Origin of the sequence: Glacieibacterium frigidum, from assembly GCF_007097155.1 — a bacterium.
Lineage (GTDB): Bacteria > Pseudomonadota > Alphaproteobacteria > Sphingomonadales > Sphingomonadaceae > Glacieibacterium > Glacieibacterium frigidum.
Genome location: NZ_VJWA01000001.1, coordinates 1,804,793 through 1,820,247 on the forward strand (window position 1 = coordinate 1,804,793; position 15,455 = coordinate 1,820,247).

Consider the following 15,455-nt stretch of genomic DNA (forward strand, 5'->3'; position numbering starts at 1 on the left):
GCCAGATAGATGGCCAATGTTACAATCGCGACGAGCCCCAACAGCACAATCGTCGCAGCTTCGTTCACCGCTGCAGCCCGCGCAGCAGCGGCACCAGCTCGGCATAATCGTCGATCACCGCATCGGCCCCCAGCACGCGCGCATCGGGCGCAAAGCCGAACGCCACGACGACGACCGGCACGCGCGCATCGCGGGCGGCGGCGACATCGACCGCGGTATCGCCGACGAACACCGCGTCGGTCAGGCTGGCGCCCGCGGCCTCGGCGGTCGCGGCGACGTGCGCGCCGTCGGGCTTGCGCACCGCGAGGCTGTCGCCGCCCAGCACCGCGGCGAAGCGCCCGCTCCAGCCGAGCGCCTCGATCAGCGCGTTCGCCAGCGCGATGGGCTTGTTGGTGCACACCGCGAGCCGCGTTCCTGCGGCGTCAAGCTCGTCCATCGTCGCCTCGACGCCGTCGTAGGGCCGTGATCCGTCGGCGATGTGCGCGGCGTAGTGCGACAGGAACAGCGGCAGCCCCGCCTCGACCAGCGCCTCGTCGTTCCCGCCGGTGAGGCCCAGCCCCGCCTCGAGCAGCGCGCGCGCGCCGTGCCCGACGAGGTGGCGCACGACCGCGGCGTCGACGGGTTCGCGCCCCAGCGCGATCAGCGCGTGGCTCAGCGCCGCGCACAGGTCGGGGGCGGTATCGACGAGCGTGCCGTCGAGATCGAAGATGACAAGTTTCGGGAGCATCGCGCGCACGCTCATGGCGGCGTCTGGAAAAGGCAAGGGGCTTGTGGCAATCGCGGCGGCAATGACCGACCCCGCCCCCATCGCCGCCGTCATCCTCGCCGCGGGCAAGGGCACGCGCATGAAGTCGGCAATGCACAAGGTGCTCCACCCGATCGCCGGGCGACCGATGCTGCTTCACCTGCTCGCCTCGGTCGAAGCGCTGCAGCCGGCGCGCACCGTGATCGTCGTCGGCGCGGGCCGCGACCAGGTCGAGGCGGCGGTCGGCGACCGCGCGGCGGTCGTGGTGCAGGAGCCGCAGCTCGGCACCGGCCACGCGGTCGCGCAGGCCGAGGGTGCACTTGCGGGCTTCGACGGCACTGTGCTGATTCTCTACGGCGATGTGCCGCTGGTCGAGACCGCGACGATGGCGCGGATGATCGGCGCGCTGACCCACGATGTCGCCGCCGTGGTGCTGGGCTTCCGCCCCGCCGATCCGGGCGCCTACGGGCGTATCGTCGCCGAGGGCGGGATCATCGCGAAGATGGTCGAGTACAAGGACGCGACCGACGCCGAGCGCGCCGTGACCCTGTGCAACTCTGGGCTGATGGCGGTGCGGTCGCGCGACCTGTGGCCGCTGCTGGCGCGCGTCGGCAATGCGAACGCGGCGGGCGAATATTATCTGCCCGACATCGTCGGCCTCGCCGACCGGCCGTCCGCGGTGATCGAGACCGGCGCGACCGAGGTGACCGGGGTCAATTCGCGCGCCGAGCTCGCCGGGCTCGAGGCGGCGTGGCAGGCGGCGCGGCGCACCGCGATGATGGACGCCGGCGTAACGCTCGTTGCGCCCGGGACGGTGTGGTTCGCGCACGACACGGTGGTTGCCGCCGACGTGACGATCGAGCCGAACGTCGTCTTCGGACCCGGCGTGTCGGTCGCGCGCGGCACGACGATTCGCGCGCACAGCCATGTCGCGGGGGCGACGATCGGCGAGGATTGCGACGTCGGGCCGTTCGCGCGCCTGCGGCCCGGTACGATCCTCGGCACGGGCGCCAAGATCGGCAATTTCGTCGAGACCAAGAATGCGCGGCTTGGCGACGGCGCCAAGGCCAATCACCTCAGCTATCTCGGCGACGCCGACATCGGGGCGAAGGCCAACATCGGCGCGGGCACGATCACCTGCAACTACGACGGCTTCCTCAAGTACCGCACGACGATCGGCGCAGGCGCGTTCGTCGGATCGAACAGCGCGCTGGTCGCCCCGGTCAGCATCGGCGCGGGCGCGATCGTCGGCGCGGGCACGACGCTGACCGAGGATGTCGAGGCCGACGCGCTGGCGCTGGCGCGTGCCCCCCAGACGCGCAAGAGCGGCTGGGCGACACGCTTCAGGACAGCGATGGCGGCGCGCAAGCGCGGCTGAACGCTACTTCCGCTCGGCAGCGGTCGCGGCGCGGACCACGCCATAGTCGACGCCGGCATTCCAGCCGGGCCACGCAGTGCCGTTGGCGACCTCCACCCCCAGGTCGAAGGCGACGGTCGCCTCCTGCAGCGTCCCCGCGAAGGTCCATCGGGCATCGAAGGCGTCGCTTGGCTGGTGATAACGCGACTGGTTGTACGCGGCGACGCTCCGCTGGCCCGCCTTCACGCCGCCCACTTTCAGGTCACGCCCGGCTCGGAAGGCGATCGCGGGCACCCCGGCGCGGGCGAACGGGTAATGGTCGGACCGAAAATACCATCCCGCCTCGGGCTCCGGCTCGGGATCGACGCGCAGGCCGCGCGCCGCCGCGACGCGGGTCAGGTCGCCCTCGACCGGCGTGCGCCCGCCGCCGATCAGCTCGATGTTGCGCGCCGCGGGCAGCACGACATGCGGATCGAGGTTGATCACCAGCGCCGTCGTCGCGAGCGGATAAAGCGGGTGCCGGACATAATAGTCCGCCCCGAGCAGCCCCTTCTCCTCGGCGGTCCACGCCGCCACGACGATCGACCGCGCCGGCCGCTTGCCCTGCCCGAACGCCCGCGCGACCTCGATCAGCTCCGCCGTACCCGTGGCATTGTCGATCGCGCCGTTGCGGATCGCGTCGCCTTTCGCATCCGGCCCGTTGGTGCCGTTGGCGTCCCAGTGCGCGCCGTACAGCACGGTCTCGGCGGGGCGCACCGCGCCGGGCAGGCGGCCGATGACATTGTGGCTGATCACCGGCGTCGCACGCAGCGTGCCGTCGAGCGACAGGGTCGCACCCGGCAGTGCTAAGGCACGGAAGCCGGGGTCGCGCGCCCGCGTCTTGAGCGCCGCTAGGTCGAACCCGCCCGACGCGAGCAGTGCCGTCGCGGTCTCGAGCGACAGCCACCCCGACGCCTTCAGCGCCGACGGCGTTGGGCCGGGGGCGGAGACCATCTGCGGCAGGGCGTCGCCGCTGCCGACCTGGGTGAACGGATAGCTCGCTGCCGCTGCTTCGTGGATGACGAGGACGGCGACGGCCCCGGCGCGCAACGCGGCCTCGACCTTCGACCCGAAGCGGCCCGCCAGCGCCATCCGCCGCCCGTCGAAGCCGAGGTCCCGGCCCCCCTCGAAGTCGGGATCGTTGGCGAGGATCAGCGCGACCTTGCCCGCCATGTCGACCCCGGCATAGGCGTCCCAGCCGCGCTTCGCATCGACGACCCCGAAGCCCGCAAAGACCAAGGGCGCGTTCGTCAATTCTGTCCGCCCTGGCGTGCGAAACGCGAGCGTCGCGTCGCGGCCGAGCGCCAGCGGCCTCACCTTGCCGCCGAACCCGAGAGACATCGTCGCGCCCGGCTGCCGGTCGAGGCGCACCAGCGGCACGGCCTGCGTCCACCCGCCGTTCTCGCCGCCGGGCTCGAACCCCGCCGCGGCGAACGCCTTGCTCAGATAGGCGATCGTCTTCGCCTCGCCCGCCTCGCCGGGGCCGCGACCGGCGAAGGCATCGGACGACAGCACCCGGACGTGTTCCTTGATCCGCGCCGGCGACACAGGGGCTGCGGCAAGCGCGACGGCGGCGGTAAGCGCGATCAACATGCCCGCGTTCAACCATGATGGCCCGGCCGGTGGCAAGCTCGACCGGCGCTGACAAATGCGTGCGCCTGTTCTACGACCGCGGCAGCAACAGGAGTGGGCGGGTTCATGTGCGGCATCATCGGTATCGTCGGCGCGTCGGATGTCGCGGAGCGGTTGCTCGACGGGCTGCGGCGGCTCGAATATCGCGGCTATGACTCGGCGGGGATCGCCACCGTCCACGACGGCGCGTTCGACCGGCGGCGCGCCGAGGGCAAGCTGGGCAATCTCGCGGCGCGCATGGCGGCGGAGCCCCTGCCCGGCCGCATCGGCGTCGCGCACACGCGCTGGGCGACGCACGGCGCACCGACCGAGAGCAATGCCCACCCGCACATCGTCGGCGACGTCACCGTGGTCCACAACGGCATCATCGAGAATTTCCGCCCCTTACGCGACGAACTGATCGCCGAAGGCCGCACCTTCCTGAGCCAGACCGATACCGAGGTCGTCGCCCACCTGATCGCGCGCGAGGTCGAGCGCGGCGCGACCCCGCAGGATGCCGTCGCCGTGGTGCTGCCGCGCTTGCACGGGGCCTTCGCGCTGGCGGTGATGTTCCGCAACCATCCCGACATGCTGATCGGCGCGCGCCTGGGGGCGCCGCTGACCATCGGCTACGGCGACGACGAAAACTATCTCGGCTCCGACGCGCTGGCGCTCGCACCCCTGACGCAGCGAATCGCCTATCTCGAGGAGGGCGACTGGGCCGTCGTGCGCCGTGACGGGGTCGAGATCTTCGACCGCGCCAATGCCCCGGTGACGCGTGCCGTGACGCTGTCGGGCCTGTCGTCGGCGATGACCACCAAGGGCAACTACCGCCACTTCATGCTCAAGGAGATCCACGAGCAGCCCGTCGTCGTCGCACAGACGCTGCAGTCGTACCTGCGGCCCGTCGAGGCGAAGGTCGCCCTGCCCCAGATGGATTTCGACCTCAGCGCCGTCGAGCGCGTCGTCATCGTTGCGTGCGGTACCGCATCCTACGTCGGGATGATCGGCAAATACTGGATCGAGAGCCTCGCGCGGCTGCCCGTCGAGGTCGATGTCGCGTCGGAATTCCGCTACCGCGAGCCCGTCCTCGACGGGAAGCTGCTCGGCGTCGTCGTCTCGCAGTCTGGAGAGACGGCCGACACGCTCGCGGCGCTCCAGCACATGCAGGCGGCGGGCGTGATGACCGCGGGCATCGTCAACGTGCCGACCAGTTCGATGGCGCGCACCGTCGACCTGCTGCTGCCGACGCATGCGGGCCCCGAAATCGGTGTCGCGTCGACCAAGGCGTTCACCTGCCAGCTCGCGGTGATGGCGGCGCTGGCGGTCAACCTGGCGCGCGCCAAGGGCCGCCTCGACGGCGACGCCGAGCGCGAGCTGGTCGCGCACCTGACCGAGGTGCCGGCGTACATGAACACCGCGCTAGCCGCGGAGGCGGCGATCGAGGCGGTCGCGCACCACGTCTCTCAGGCCCGCGACGTCCTGTACCTCGGCCGCGGCCCCGAATATCCGATGGCGCTCGAGGGCGCGCTGAAGCTCAAGGAAATTAGCTATATTCACGCCGAGGGCTATGCCTCGGGCGAGATGAAGCACGGGCCGATCGCGCTCATCGACGATTCGGTGCCGCTGATCGTGCTGGCGCCGTCGGGACCGCTGTTCGACAAGACCGTGTCCAACATGCAGGAGGCGCGCGCCCGCGGCGCCCGGGTGATCCTGATCTCCGACGCGGCGGGAATCGCGGAGGCTGGCGAAGGCACGGTGGCGACGATCGAGATGCCGAGCGTCCACCCGCTGATCGCGCCGCTGGTCTATGCGGTGCCGATCCAGCTGCTGGCGTACCATGTAGCGGTGCTCAAGGGCACCGACGTCGACCAGCCACGCAATCTCGCGAAATCGGTGACGGTCGAGTAGGTTCCGCGATGGTGCTGCCGGGGAGGATCGAACTCCCGACCTCAGCCTTACCAAGGATGCGCTCTACCACTGAGCTACGGCAGCACGTTCGCGGAAGCGGGCGTATCGGGGTCGCGTAACGGCTTGTCAAGAACGCCGCGGGCACGTTAGGCCCATAGGGGTGACGAAACCCGCCGATCCTCGCGACGCCAGACGAGAGGAGCGCCTCGCCGCCGCCCTCCGCGCCAATCTGGCGAAGCGCAAGGCGCGCGAGCGGGAGGCGGAGCCGTCTAAGCCGCCAGCGCCGCCTCGATCGCCTTCCTGACCGCCGGGTCGCCCGGCTGGACCTTGTTGCCGAAGGCGCGGATCAGCCTGCCGTCCTTGCCGACCAGATATTTGTGGAAATTCCACGTCGGCGTCTGCTCCGGCCCCAGCGTCGCCGCGGCCCAGCGGTAGAAGGGCACCGCGGCCGGCCCCTTGACGACGCTCGTCTCGGTCAGCGGAAACTTGATGCCGAACTTGGTCTCGCAGAATTCTTTGACCTTGCCGTTGTCGTCGAGCTCCTGCCCGCCGAAGTCCTTCGACGGCACGCCGATGACCGTGAAGCCCTTGGGCGCATAGGTCTCGTGCAGCGTCTCGAGCCCCGCATACTGCGGAGTGTTGCCGCACAGGCTCGCGGTATTCACGACCAGCAGCACCTTGCCGCGGAACTGCTTGAAGGGCAGCGGCTCGCCGTCGATGCGGGTCATCGTGACGTCGTAGGCGGTCTTCACCGCCGGCGCGGCGGCGACCCCCAGCGTCGCGGCGGCGGCAAGTGCGATCGTCCGGATCATCGGCATTCCCCTCAAAGCGGCGCGGTCGCCGTATCCAGCCACGCTTGTGCCTCGGCGTCGAGATGCGGGCCGACCTCTGCGGCAACGCGTGCATGGTACGCATCCACCCACGCCCGCTCGGCGGGGCTCAGCATCGCGACGTCGATCAAGGTCCGGTCGATCGGCGCGAGGGTCAGAGTCTCGAAGCCCAGCATGTCCTTCTCGGCGCCCTCGATCGCGACGGGCACCACCAGCACGAGATTCTCGATGCGGATGCCGAAGGCGTCGGCCTTGTAGTAGCCGGGCTCGTTCGACAGGATCATGCCCGCCGCCAGCGGCTCGTCGCCGCCCGCCTGGCCGCCCGCCATCGGCGCGATGCGCTGCGGCCCTTCGTGTACCGCGAGATAGCTGCCGACCCCGTGCCCGGTGCCATGGGCATAGTCGACGCCCGCCTCCCAAAGATACTGCCGCGCCAGCACGTCGAGCTGCGCGCCGCGCGTGCCCACCGGGAACACCGCGCGCGACAGGGCAATGTGCCCCTTGAGCACGCGCGTGAAGCGGTCGCGCATCTCCGCACTCGGCGTGCCGATGCTGAGCGTCCGCGTCACGTCGGTGGTGCCGTCGCGGTACTGGCCGCCCGAATCGATCAGGAACAGGCTGTCGGTCTCGATCTTTCGGTTGGTGCCTTCCGACACGCGGTAGTGGACGATCGCCCCGTTCGGCCCGGCGCCCGAGATCGTGTCGAAGCTCAAATCCTCGAGACTGTTGGTCAGGTTGCGGAAGTCGTGGAGCTTCGCCGCCGCCCCCAGCTCGTCGAGCCCGCCCTTAGGCGCTTCGCCCGCGAACCAGTGCAGGAAGCGCGTCAGCGCCGCGCCGTCGCGCAGGTGGGCCGACCTGGTGCCCGCGATCTCGGTATCGTTCTTTATCGCCTTGGGCAGCGCGCACGGGTCGCGTGCCTCGACGACGCGCGCGCCGCCGCGCTTCAATGCCTCGAAGATCGCCGCGACTGCGGTGGCGGGGTCGGCGGTCACCGTCTTGCCGCCCAGCGCCTCGAGCGCCGGCACGAAGGCGTCGCGTGCGTGCAGGCGAACATCCGGCCCCAAGTGCGCACGGACATCGTCGCCCAGCTTGACCGCATCGACGAACAGGTCGGCGGTCGCATCGGCGTGGAACAGCGCGAAGGCCAGCGCGACCGGCGTGTGGGTCACGTCTTTGCCGCGGATGTTGAACGCCCAGGCGATCGAATCGAGCGCCGAGACAACCGCGGTGTCGGCGTTCTGCCCCATCAGCCATTTCGCGATCCCGGCACGCTTGTCGGCCGCCGACTGGCCCGCGAGCGCGTCGGGATGAACGTCGAGGCGCGCCACCGACGGCGCGGGGCGGTCGCTCCAGATGCTGTCGACGGGGTTGCGCTCGACCGCCACCAGCGCCGCGCCGCGCTCGCCCAGCTTCGCCGAAGTCCCCGCGACCCAGGCGGCGGTGTGCAGCCACGGGTCGTAGCCGATGCGATCGCCCGCCACCGCGTGCGTCCCCAGCCAGTCGGCGACGCTGGTCTGCGGCACCTGCGCATAGTCGTACAGGTCACCCGGCACCTGCGCGCGGACCTGGATCGTGTAGCGCCCATCGGTGAACATCGCCGCCTTCGACGCCAACACCGCGGCCGACCCCGCCGACCCCTCGAACCCCGTCAGCCACGCCAGCCGCTGGGCATAGCCTCCGACATATTCGCTCATATGCTCGTCGGTCAGCGGCACGACGAAACCGGTCAGCGACTGGGCGCTGAGCTCGGCGCGCAGCGCGTTCAGGCGGTCGGCGTGGGTGGACATGAGACGCTCCGGCAGTAGATTGTTGCGCAAGAACCTAGCGCGGCACCCCTGCCCACGCCAGCGTCACCGGAGTCGCTGAATGAACCCCAGACTGCTCGCGCTGTTGTGCGCCGCGTTGCTGCCCCATGGATTGGAAGCCCAGACCTTGAAGCCCCCCGTCGCCGAGCGCATTCCCCACACCTCGACCTGGCACGGCGAGACGCTGAGCGACCCGTATTTCTGGCTCAAGGACCAGTCCTACCCCAAGGTCGACGACGAGAAGGTGCTTTCGTACCTCAAGGCCGAGAACGCCTATTTCGCGGCCAAGATGGCTCCGCACGCGCCGCTGATCGAGACGCTGTTCGCCGAGCTGAAGGGCCGCATCAAGGAGGACGACGCCAGCGTGCCCGTGCGCGACGGCGCGTTCGAATACTGGTCGCGCTTCGAACCCGGCGGGCAGTACAAGATCTGGCTGCGTCGCCCCGTCGCCGGCGGGCCCGAGCAGGTCATCCTGAGCGAACCCGCGCTCGCCGAGGGCAAGGCCTATTTCCGCCTCGCCGGTTGGACCGTCAGCCCCGACGGCAAGCTGCTCGCCTATGCCGCCGACACCAGCGGCGCCGAGCGCTTCACCCTCAAGGTCCGCGACCTCGCGACGGGCAGGGATATCGACACCGTGTCCGACGTCACGGTCGGCACGCCGGTCTGGGCGGCGGACTCGAAGCGGCTGGCGTGGAACGAGGTCAACGAGCAGTGGCGCTCCTTCCGCGTCCGCCTGCACATTGTCGGCAGCAAGACCCCCGACGCGACGCTGTATGAGGAGCCCGACATCGGCTTCACCGTCCGCGTCGGCGCGAGCCAGGACCGCAGCCAGCTGATCCTCGCGGCGGGCGACAACGTGACGAGCGAAGTCCGCCTCGTCCCCGCCGCCAACCCGACCGCGCCGCCGGTGCTGATCGCGCCGCGCAAGGCGGGGCGCGAGTACGACGTCGACGTGCGCGGCGGCACGGTCTTCATCCGCGTCAACGACACCCATCCCAATTTCCGCATCGTCACCGCGCCGCTGGGCACCCCGGGCACCTGGACCGAGCTGATCGCGCCGAGCGACCGCCATTATCTGCGCGGCCTGACGGCGTTCAGATCCTATCTCGCGATCGAGGAGCGCAAGGACGGCCTCGACCAGATCCGCCTGCGCCGCGACGACGGCAGCGACACCTACGTCGCCTTTCCGGAAGCGAGCTACACCGCCAGCGTCTCGTCGAACGAGGAGCCCGACGCGCCGCTGCTGCGCCTGACCTACACCTCGATGGTCACCCCCACGACGACCTTCGACTACGACGTCGCGGCGGCGAAACTGGTCGTCCGCAAGGTGCAGGAAGTGCCCTCGGGTTATGATCCCGCGCAGTACGAGACGGTGCGCATTATGGCGAAGGCGCGCGACGGCGTGCAGGTCCCGGTGTCGGTGGTCTACAAGAAGGGCTTCAGGAAGGACGGCAGCGGCAAGCTGCATATCTATGCGTACGGCGCCTACGGATTCGCCGTCCCGCCCGCCTTCTCGACGCGCGCGCTGAGCCTCCTCGACCGCGGCTTCGCCTATGCCATCGCGCACATCCGCGGCGGCGACGACCTGGGCTACCAATGGTATCTCGACGGCAAGCTGACCAAGCGCACCAACACGTTCAACGACTTCGTCGACGTCACCAAAGCGCTGATCGACGCCGGCTACGCCAAGGCCGGTAATGTCTCGGCGAGCGGCGGTTCGGCGGGCGGCGAGCTGATGGGCGCGATCGTCAACCAGGCGCCCGAGCTGTACCGCGCGATCGTCGCCGACGTGCCCTTCGTCGACGTCCTGAACACGATGCTCGACACCAGCCTGCCGCTGACACCGGGCGAATGGCCCGAGTGGGGCAATCCGATCAAGGACAAGACGGCTTTCGACCTGCTGCGCAGCTACAGCCCGTACGACAATGTCACGGCGAAGGCTTATCCGGCGATGCTGATCACCGGCGGCCTCAACGATCCGCGCGTGACCTATTGGGAGCCCGCCAAATGGGCGGCGAAGCTGCGCCACACCAAGACCGACGACAATCTGCTGCTCCTCAAGATCAACATGGGCGCCGGCCACGGCGGCAAGTCGGGGCGCTTCGAGGCGCTGCGCGAGCAGGCGGAGGCCTATGCCTTCATCCTGACGCAGTTCGACGCGGGGGCGCGCTGAGGGCGGCCCCCTACCCCATCGCCAGCAGATGCACCCCCATGAAGATCATCCCCGTCAGCCCGACGAACAGCAGCGCGTGCCACGGCACCAGCGCGTGCGCGGCCAGCGGCGCACGCCGCCGGGCGCGGTCGCCGAGCATCGCGGAGACGGTCAGCACCAGCGCCACGGCAAAGATCAGCAGGCTCGTTTCGCGGTCCAAGCGGGACTCCTTTTAGCGCGCGCCGCGATGCGCTAAGGCGCGACACCCACCCTGACAAGCGAGGCCGTATCCATGTCGCCGTTCCGTCCGATCGCATTCGCCGTCGTCGCCGCGCTGGCCATGCCCGCCGCGGTCTCCGCAACCACCTTCGCCACGCTGCTCAACGGCGCCAACCGCTCGGCTGAGAACAAGGCGCGCGACCAGTATCGCCACCCCGCCGAGACGCTGACCTTCTTCGGCATCAAGCCGACGATGACCGTCGTCGAGGTGTCGCCGTCGGCCGGCTGGTACACCGAGATTTTGGCGCCCTACCTCAAGGACAAGGGCACCTATTACGCCGCGCACAACAACCCCGCCGCCAGCGAGCGCGCCGCGAAGAGCGTCGAGACCTTCAAGGCCAAGCTGGCGTCGAGCCCGCTTTACGCCAACGTCAAGGTCACCGCGTTCGGCAAGGACGCCTACGCGATCGCGCCCGCCGGCACTGCCGACGCCGTGCTGACCTTCCGCAACGTCCACAACTGGTACACCAACGGCTTTGCGCCCGAGGCGTTCAAGGCGTTCGCGGCTGCACTCAAGAAGGGCGGCACGCTGGGCGTCGTCGAGCACCGCCTGCCCGAGGACAAGCCCGACGCGATGCAGACGACGAGCGGCTATATGAAGCGCTCGACCGTCGTGAAGCTGGCCGAGGATGCCGGCTTCCGCCTCGTCGGCGAGTCGAAGGTCAACGCCAACCCCAAGGACACGCACGACTATCCCAAGGGTGTCTGGACGCTGCCGCCCAACTATGCCGAGAAGGACGTCGACCGCGCCAAATATGCCGCGATCGGCGAGAGCGACCGGATGACGCTGAAATTCGTCAAGCGCTGACGCTTTCGCCTTGTCTGCTGCGGCGCAACATAGGATAACGACGCCGTAACGACCGGCAGGGGGCAGCGATGCAATCGACGCGGCGTTCCGCGTTGCTTGGCGTGTTGGCGTTCGTTCTGGTGGCCGGGCTGGCGTGGGTTGTGCTGCGCCCGTCGCGGCTGCCGGCGAATGTGGCCGCGCCGGTCGCTGCGCCGGCTGCGCCCCCCGCCTCGGCGGCCCCCGATGCCCGGCTGGTGGCAGCCGACGCGCTGTGCCGGCGGGGTGCCGATCCGCTGCTGACCGGGCGGCGCGACCCGGAGTTCGCCGAGCTCGGCGGCAATCTCGCGGTCACCGCGACGCTCGCCCCGGCGTGTGAGACGGTGGCGAACGGGCACCCCGATCCGCGCGCGCGTGTCGCGGCGCAGGTCGTGCTCGGCCGCGCCGCGCTGGCCAACGGCAACGACAGCGAATGGCATCTGCGCCGTGCCGAGGCGGCGGCACCCGACGACACCGCGGTGCGCCTGCTGCGTCTGCAGAGCGACATCGCGCTGGTCGAGGCGACCCAGACCCTATTCAACGACGTCAGCGCCTTGCGTGCAAGGCTGGCGAAGCTGGAGCCCGCCCTGCCCGCCGCGACCCGCGCCAGCCTCACCGCGCGCATCACCCGCGCCGAGCTGCGCGGCAGCTGGAACGACCCCGCCGTCGTCCGCCTCGCGGTATTCGGTAAAGCGCCCGTGGGGCCGGTCGAGCGCGATGCCCGCCTGTCGTTCATGCGCGGCGTCACCGACGCCTGCCAGTCCGCGGGCTTCCGCCCCGAAGCCGAGGACGAGGCCGCGACCGCCGTGCTCAGCCTCGACCGCACCGCGACCGCGCGCCTGATGCGGCTGCGCCAATACAGCGACGGCACCCAGGTCGGCCGCGCCCTCGACTGCGGCGGCGATCGCCTGCTGACCGCCTATGCCCGCGTCGCCGCGCCGCTGACCGACGCAAAGCTCGAGCGGCCGGAGTTCCTCGACCTCACCGAAGCGATGTAACACTTCCCCCTAGGGCTCGACGTTGCACCCCGTCGGGAGCGACGAACATGCCGGCGGCATGACCATCGCCTGCGCGACGACCGGCTTCTCGTGGCAAGCGTTGCAGAACGGGTCGGACGCGGGCGCGACGTTCTTCCAGGTCGCCTGCGACGACATCGGGATGTAGCGCGGGTGACCGTCGAGCATGTCGGTCGACGCGCTGACGGTTGTCGTGAACTTGGGGTGGAGCGGGCCATTGCGGCCCATGACCTTGCCCCACACCGGATCGTCGGGCGACATCAGGAAGACATTGTTGCCACGGTGGCAGCCGGTGCAGTTTTCCGCGAGGACATTGCCGTCCTGCAGGTCGGCGATCTTCAGCGTGATGTTCTTCCAGCCCAGCGAGGCGTTCGAACCGCGCAGCTTGTTGTCCCAGAAGCACGCCTTGCCGGTCGTCGCGCTCTGGCAGATGATCCCGGCGAGCGAGCCCGGGGTTCCGGTGCCGCGCGGCAGGGCGATGCACGCGCCTTTCCGGCTGGCGCTCGCCCAGGTCCAGACATTGGCGTCCTGGTTCGCCTGGATGATCTTGGTCGTCAGCTTGCCCTGGAATTTCCAGGCCGTGCTCGTCGTCGAGAAGTTTGGCGGCACCGGCACGCCGGCGGCGGTGCATGCCTTCATATAGGCGGTCGTCGGAAACGCCACGATGATGCCGTTCTTCAGGAAGGCGGCGATGGCCGGGCTCAGCTGGGCGGGGCCGATCTGGGCCGCGAGCGCGCGGTTGCGGGCCGAAAGGTCGGCGCGCATGCGCAGCGGCTGCGTCGCGACGAGCTGGTCGATGACGATCTGGTTGACCGCGACTGCTTCCGCCGGCCGCGCGGTCAGCACGAGCTTCTGCCCCGTCCGGACGATCTCGCGCGGCTTGGGCGCGAGCCGCGATGCCGAGCCTTCGAGCCGCTTGAGCAGGTCCCGCTGTGCCGCCAGCGCGCTTTCGGGGTCGATCGCGACCTGACGATACTGCGCATCGAAGACCGCGCCATGGCCGAAATGCACGAGCTGATCGAAGCGGCCGTTCGGCCTGACCGTCTCGGTGGACATCGCCTTGACGATACGCCCGCTCTTAAGCGCCGCCTCGGCGCCGTGCTGCGCAGCGGCGGGTGCAGCGATCAACGATAACAGGACGGTGGCAGAATGGATGCGCATCGGGCGACTCCAGATCATGGCCTACACAGGCGTAACGATCTGCCCGAAATGCGACTATGTCAATTCTGGTCGCGCGCGATCCGGTCGAGCTGCGCCTGCAGGGCCGCCATCTGGGTCTTGAGCGCCGCGAGCTCGTCGTCGCCAGCCTTCGCCGGACGGCCGGTCAGCATGCCGGCGGCCGCCTGGAACATCGCCATGTTCTGCTTGGCGATCGCCTCGAAGGGCTTCAGCGCGCCCGCGAAGGGCACCGCGGTGAAGGTCTCGGTCATCGCATCGCGGAACTGCGCCTGGTTCTTGGCGAAGGCATCCATCGACGCCTCGAGGTAATGCGGCACCATCGACTGCATCGAGTTGCCGTACATGGCGATCAGCTGGCGCAGGAACGGGATCGGCAGCATGGTCTGCGCGCCGCCCTCCTCCTCCATGACGATCTGGGTCAGCACGGCGCGCGTGATGTCGTCGCCGGTCTTCGCATCGAAGACTTGGAAGTCGCGTCCCTCGCGCGTCATCGCCGCCAGATGCTCGAGAGTGATGTAGCTCGAGCTGTCGGTGTTATACAGTCGGCGGTTGGCGTACTTCTTGATGATGACCGGGGTCTGCGCGGTCGGCGTCTCGGGAGAGGATGCGGCTTCGTCCATGTCAGGGTCCGATCGAAAATCTGGTGCTGCACTAGCACACGCCGTTGCTGCACCGCAACGCGACGGCAGGCGGCGCGGCCCGCACCCGCTGTCGGGCCTGCTCGCGCTGCTGACCGATGCCTGCGGCGACGACCGGGCGCGGCTGGCCGCGGCGCTGCGCGGGGTGCGCGTGTATCAGGACCACCCCTACCGGCGCGCCCTGCCCGACATGCCGGTCGTCGCGCGCGCGGGCGGGTCGACGATCCGCGACTATGGCGGCGTCGGCCCGACCGTGCTGTTCGTGCCCTCGCCGATCAACCCGCCGACGGTGCTCGACCTGATGGAGGGAAATTCGCTGCTGCGCTGGCTGAGCGAGCAGGGTCTGCGCGTCCTGCTGCTCGACTGGGGCGAGGCCGACGACGACTGGCGCGCGGCGGGGCTCGATACGCTGGTCGAGCGGCTGGCGACGCTGATCGCCGCGACCGCGCCTGCCGCGGTCGCGGGCTATTGCCTCGGCGGCACGCTGGCCCTGGCAGCCCCGGTCGCGGTGCCCCACCTCGCGTTGCTCGCGACGCCCTGGCATTTCGACGGCTATAGCGCCGCGCAGCGCAGCGCGATCGCACGTCACGCGGCGGCGACCCGCGAGCTGTCCGCAGGCTTCGGTGCATATCCGGTGGAGCTGCTGCAGCCGGGCTTCTGGGCGCTCGACCGGGAGGCAGTCGTCAACAAGTTCGTGCGCCTCGCCGGGCTCGACCCGGCCGACCCGCGCGCCGCCGCCTTCGTCGCGCTGGAGGACTGGACAAACGAGGGCACGCCGCTCCCCCTTCGCGCGGCGCGCGACCTGTTCGATGACCTTTTCGCGCAGGACCGCAGCGGGCGCGGCGAGTGGCAGCTGGGCGGGCGGATGGTCGCGCCGCCCGACGTGCCGATCCTCAACGTCACCGCGCGCCGCGACCGGCTGGTGCCGCCCGCCACCGCGCTGCGGGCGGGCACGCGGCTCGACCTCGACGCGGGGCATGTCGGCATGATCGTCGGCGGCCGGGCGCGCGAACAGCTGTGGGAGCCGCTGGCGAAGTTCCTGCGCGGCGACTAAAGGGTCAGCCGAGCAT

General features: G+C 69.9%; 13 protein-coding genes and 1 tRNA gene. 6 read left to right on the top strand and 8 right to left on the bottom strand.

Annotated elements, in window-relative coordinates:
* Window positions 1-64: 64 nt before the first annotated feature.
* Window positions 65-727, bottom strand: a complete 663-nt coding sequence (locus FMM06_RS08695; RefSeq protein ID WP_144236859.1) for an HAD family hydrolase — start codon at window positions 725-727, stop codon at window positions 65-67.
* Window positions 728-788: 61 nt separating this feature from the next.
* Here FMM06_RS08695 and glmU point away from each other — a divergent pair, with 61 nt between their 5' ends.
* Window positions 789-2,123, top strand: a complete 1,335-nt coding sequence (glmU, locus tag FMM06_RS08700; protein ID WP_144236860.1) for a bifunctional UDP-N-acetylglucosamine diphosphorylase/glucosamine-1-phosphate N-acetyltransferase GlmU — start codon at window positions 789-791, stop codon at window positions 2,121-2,123.
* Window positions 2,124-2,126: 3 nt separating this feature from the next.
* Here the strand turns inward: glmU and FMM06_RS08705 are convergent, their stop codons facing one another.
* Complete coding sequence (locus FMM06_RS08705; RefSeq protein ID WP_144236861.1) at window positions 2,127-3,734, bottom strand: M28 family peptidase; 1,608 nt, start codon at window positions 3,732-3,734, stop codon at window positions 2,127-2,129.
* A gap of 105 nt (window positions 3,735-3,839) precedes the next feature.
* Here FMM06_RS08705 and glmS point away from each other — a divergent pair, with 105 nt between their 5' ends.
* Window positions 3,840-5,663 (top strand): glutamine--fructose-6-phosphate transaminase (isomerizing), encoded by a 1,824-nt coding sequence (gene glmS, locus FMM06_RS08710; RefSeq protein ID WP_144236862.1) that lies wholly within the window; start codon window positions 3,840-3,842, stop codon window positions 5,661-5,663.
* 9 nt (window positions 5,664-5,672) lie between these two features.
* On the opposite strand, the gene FMM06_RS08715 is transcribed toward glmS, so the two are convergent.
* The 3 genes from FMM06_RS08715 to FMM06_RS08725 all read right to left on the bottom strand — a co-directional run bounded on the left by FMM06_RS08715 (window position 5,673) and on the right by FMM06_RS08725 (window position 8,280).
* Window positions 5,673-5,747: transfer RNA gene (locus FMM06_RS08715), tRNA-Thr, on the bottom strand.
* Window positions 5,748-5,932: 185 nt separating this feature from the next.
* Complete coding sequence (locus FMM06_RS08720) at window positions 5,933-6,475, bottom strand: glutathione peroxidase (protein WP_144236863.1); 543 nt, start codon at window positions 6,473-6,475, stop codon at window positions 5,933-5,935.
* An 11-nt stretch (window positions 6,476-6,486) separates the two neighbouring features.
* Entirely contained in the window at window positions 6,487-8,280 is a 1,794-nt protein-coding gene (locus FMM06_RS08725) for an aminopeptidase P family protein (protein WP_144236864.1), read from the bottom strand.
* A 79-nt stretch (window positions 8,281-8,359) separates the two neighbouring features.
* Here FMM06_RS08725 and FMM06_RS08730 point away from each other — a divergent pair, with 79 nt between their 5' ends.
* The gene (locus FMM06_RS08730) at window positions 8,360-10,471 is read left to right on the top strand and encodes a S9 family peptidase (protein WP_144236865.1); all 2,112 of its coding nucleotides are present in this window, start codon (window positions 8,360-8,362) and stop codon (window positions 10,469-10,471) included.
* Window positions 10,472-10,481: 10 nt separating this feature from the next.
* On the opposite strand, the gene FMM06_RS08735 is transcribed toward FMM06_RS08730, so the two are convergent.
* A complete protein-coding gene (locus tag FMM06_RS08735; protein WP_144236866.1) occupies window positions 10,482-10,670 on the bottom strand; it encodes a hypothetical protein in 189 nt (62 codons plus the stop codon).
* 72 nt (window positions 10,671-10,742) lie between these two features.
* On the opposite strand from FMM06_RS08735, the gene FMM06_RS08740 reads away from it, so the two are divergent.
* Complete coding sequence (locus tag FMM06_RS08740; protein ID WP_144236867.1) at window positions 10,743-11,537, top strand: class I SAM-dependent methyltransferase; 795 nt, start codon at window positions 10,743-10,745, stop codon at window positions 11,535-11,537.
* A gap of 101 nt (window positions 11,538-11,638) precedes the next feature.
* Complete coding sequence (locus tag FMM06_RS08745; RefSeq protein ID WP_144236868.1) at window positions 11,639-12,550, top strand: hypothetical protein; 912 nt, start codon at window positions 11,639-11,641, stop codon at window positions 12,548-12,550.
* A 9-nt stretch (window positions 12,551-12,559) separates the two neighbouring features.
* Here FMM06_RS08745 and FMM06_RS08750 read toward each other — a convergent pair whose 3' ends face one another.
* Window positions 12,560-13,729, bottom strand: a complete 1,170-nt coding sequence (locus FMM06_RS08750; RefSeq protein ID WP_144236869.1) for a hypothetical protein — start codon at window positions 13,727-13,729, stop codon at window positions 12,560-12,562.
* A 59-nt stretch (window positions 13,730-13,788) separates the two neighbouring features.
* The gene (gene phaR, locus FMM06_RS08755) at window positions 13,789-14,367 is read right to left on the bottom strand and encodes a polyhydroxyalkanoate synthesis repressor PhaR (protein WP_144236870.1); all 579 of its coding nucleotides are present in this window, start codon (window positions 14,365-14,367) and stop codon (window positions 13,789-13,791) included.
* On the opposite strand from phaR, the gene FMM06_RS08760 reads away from it, so the two are divergent.
* The gene (locus FMM06_RS08760; RefSeq protein ID WP_235889174.1) at window positions 14,366-15,439 is read left to right on the top strand and encodes an alpha/beta hydrolase; all 1,074 of its coding nucleotides are present in this window, start codon (window positions 14,366-14,368) and stop codon (window positions 15,437-15,439) included. The genes phaR and FMM06_RS08760 overlap by 2 nt on opposite strands.
* The last annotated feature ends 16 nt before the right edge of the window (window positions 15,440-15,455 follow it).